Origin of the sequence: Halomonas sp. 707B3, from assembly GCF_024158645.1 — a bacterium.
Lineage (GTDB): Bacteria > Pseudomonadota > Gammaproteobacteria > Pseudomonadales > Halomonadaceae > Vreelandella > Vreelandella lionensis.
Genome location: NZ_JAMZBE010000255.1, coordinates 1 through 2,494, shown reverse-complemented (window position 1 = coordinate 2,494; position 2,494 = coordinate 1). Strand labels below are relative to the sequence as shown.

The following is a 2,494-nucleotide window of genomic DNA, read 5'->3' as shown; positions in this document are numbered from 1 at the left end:
GTCTTTATCAATGTCGATTCCAAAAATCGACACTTTACCCGCCGTTTTCTGTACCAGCGAGCAAACGACGCCAAGGGTGGTGGACTTTCCTGCGCCGTTGGGGCCCAACAGCGCAAAAAAATCGCCCTGCTGGACGTCTAAATCAATACCTTTTAACGCTTGGAAGCCGTTGCCATACACCTTGGTAAGGCCACGGATCGACAATGCCGGTTCGGCCATGAATATGTCCTGTCAGCAAGTGGGAGCACAAAAGAGCTAGAAGGGAGGATATCGGGGCATGCATATATTTTTTCAAGTTAGCGGCTTATAACGCTTGAACACCTACCGCCATGCCCCTGATTTCCCTCTATTTCGCACTACATTAAGTGACACTTTGCCACGCTATTACTGAGGTAACTCACTATTTAATACTTTAGTATTAGTTGCGCGCCGCTCCTCCCCCTCCTCCTAGCGGCACCCCAAGAAGCACCCTTTTTAATAAGAGAACTCACCAATAATGAGCACTACTACTATTACTCCGTCTTTAGGCATGAATGCCTATACCTCAACGCCATCTTCATCAGGAAATGCTCATAAAGGGCTTGCCGCTTTGCCACTGCGCCGACAGCGGCTGCTAGGCATCGCCATCTTGTGGCTGATCCTTGCCGTTATGATCGCGATCAACGCGTTTCAAAGCCGTGCGCTGCTCTACACCGAACGCGAACAGCGCATGGTGACCGCTGTCGATATCGCCATCTCAACCCTGGAGCACTTTCACCAGCTAGCCGAACAAGGCCAGCTCTCCAACCAGGAAGCACAGCGACAAGCCTTTAACACGCTGCGCGACGTGCGTTTTGGCGAAGAGGACAATTACCTATTCGCTTTTAATGACAGTCTACACATACTTGCCCACCCTAAACGGGAAGTGGGTGAGGATGTTTCCCAGGTAAAAGACCCGGAAGGCACGCTGATATTCCAAACCATGCTGGAGAATACCCAGGCAACGGGCAGCGGCTTTACCGAGTATTTCTCTAACTTCGCTCGGGGCGGTGATGCCCAACCGCAGGTTCGCGCCTACTCTGCCGCCTTTACCCCGTGGGATGCCTACGTTGCCAGCAGCGTTTTTGTGGGCGATGTGAGCAGCACCATCCTGAAACAGCTAATCGAGAGCGTCCTGGTCGGCATTTTGGCGGGAGCGCTGGTTACGCTAGCCTTCTGGGGCATGGTCTCGTTGATTCTGCGTCGTTTAGGCGGCGAACCCGACTATGCCGCTAGCGTGGTATCGCGCATTGCTCAAGGCGATTTAACAGCCCCCGTGATACTGCAGCAAAACGACACCAACAGCCTGCTGTATGATATTCGCCACATGCGCGATAAGCTGCGCGATTCCATGCAAGAAATCCAAACGACTAGCGCTGCGGTTGACCACAACGCAGCGGATATTGCCGAGGGCAACCAGGAACTCTCTTCGCGCACCGAACAGCAGGCTGCCGCACTGCAGCAAACCTCCTCCAGCATGGAAGAAGTAACCGCGACAGTGCGCCAAACCGCCGATAGCGTAGAGCAAGCGAAAGAGCTGGTACGCAGCGCAGGGGAAACGTCTCAAGCGGGCCAGAAAGCCATTGGCGATGCGGTAGCCTCTATGCAAGAGATCACTGCGGAAGCAGACAAAATCACCGATATCGTCACGCTGATCGATAGCATCGCCTTCCAGACCAATATCCTGGCCCTTAATGCATCGGTTGAAGCGGCTCGCGCTGGGGAACATGGCCGCGGTTTTGCAGTGGTGGCCGGGGAGGTTCGCCAGTTAGCCAACCGCTCGGCCAGTGCCGCTCATGAGATCAAAGGGCTGATCAACGCGTCGAACACCCAAGTGAGCAACGGCGCCACGTTAGTAGATACCGCCAAGCAGCGTATGCAGGATATTGATCAGCGCATCCAACGGGTGAACGACCTGTTTGCAGACATCACCGCCGCCACCCACGAGCAAACCCGTGGCATTGAGCAAATTAATGTGGCCATCGCCCAGTTGGATCAGGCGACCCAAGACAACGCCTCGATGGTGCAGCAAACAGCCACAGCCGCCCAAAACCTTAAGCAGCGCTCACGGTCACTTAACAGCGTGGTAGGCCACTTCACGTTGGTGGATTAACCCTACAGCGCTCAGGCCTTACGCCTGGGCGCTATCATTAGCGCCGCCCAAACGGCACGCACGCAAAAACGCCGCTATTGATAAGCGGTGGATAGCAATAACTAAATTAGGGATCAGGCAATAAGGATTTCAGACTTCAGAAAAGAGGTTTGCATGGAGCGGGAAAAGAGATTCGAACTCTCGACCCTCGCCTTGGCAAGGCGATGCTCTACCACTGAGCTATTCCCGCAACGCAAACAATACAGCGATGTTTTATAAAGTGAGTGGCGTCCCATAAGGGGTTCGAACCCTTGTTACCGCCGTGAAAGGGCGGTGTCCTAGACCACTAGACGAATGGGACGTGCTGGAGCGGGAAAAGAGATT

Annotated in this window: 2 protein-coding genes and 2 tRNA genes; 1 reads left to right on the top strand and 3 read right to left on the bottom strand. The window is 54.0% G+C overall.

Annotation, left to right across the window (positions count from 1 at the left end):
• Positions 1 to 219: ATP-binding cassette domain-containing protein (locus BIS10_RS18340; protein ID WP_253507583.1), on the bottom strand; the 219-nt coding region annotated here is incomplete at its 3' end.
• A 277-nt stretch (positions 220 to 496) separates the two neighbouring features.
• Between BIS10_RS18340 and BIS10_RS18335 the strand changes: the two genes are divergently transcribed.
• Positions 497 to 2,131 carry a methyl-accepting chemotaxis protein gene (locus BIS10_RS18335; protein ID WP_253507580.1) on the top strand — a complete coding sequence of 545 codons (1,635 nt, stop codon included), beginning with the start codon at positions 497 to 499 and terminating at the stop codon, positions 2,129 to 2,131.
• Positions 2,132 to 2,285: 154 nt separating this feature from the next.
• Here BIS10_RS18335 and BIS10_RS18330 read toward each other — a convergent pair.
• Positions 2,286 to 2,360: transfer RNA gene (locus BIS10_RS18330), tRNA-Gly, on the bottom strand.
• Between the two features lie 35 nt (positions 2,361 to 2,395).
• Positions 2,396 to 2,471 (bottom strand) — tRNA-Glu (locus BIS10_RS18325).
• Between the last annotated feature and the right edge of the window lie 23 nt (positions 2,472 to 2,494).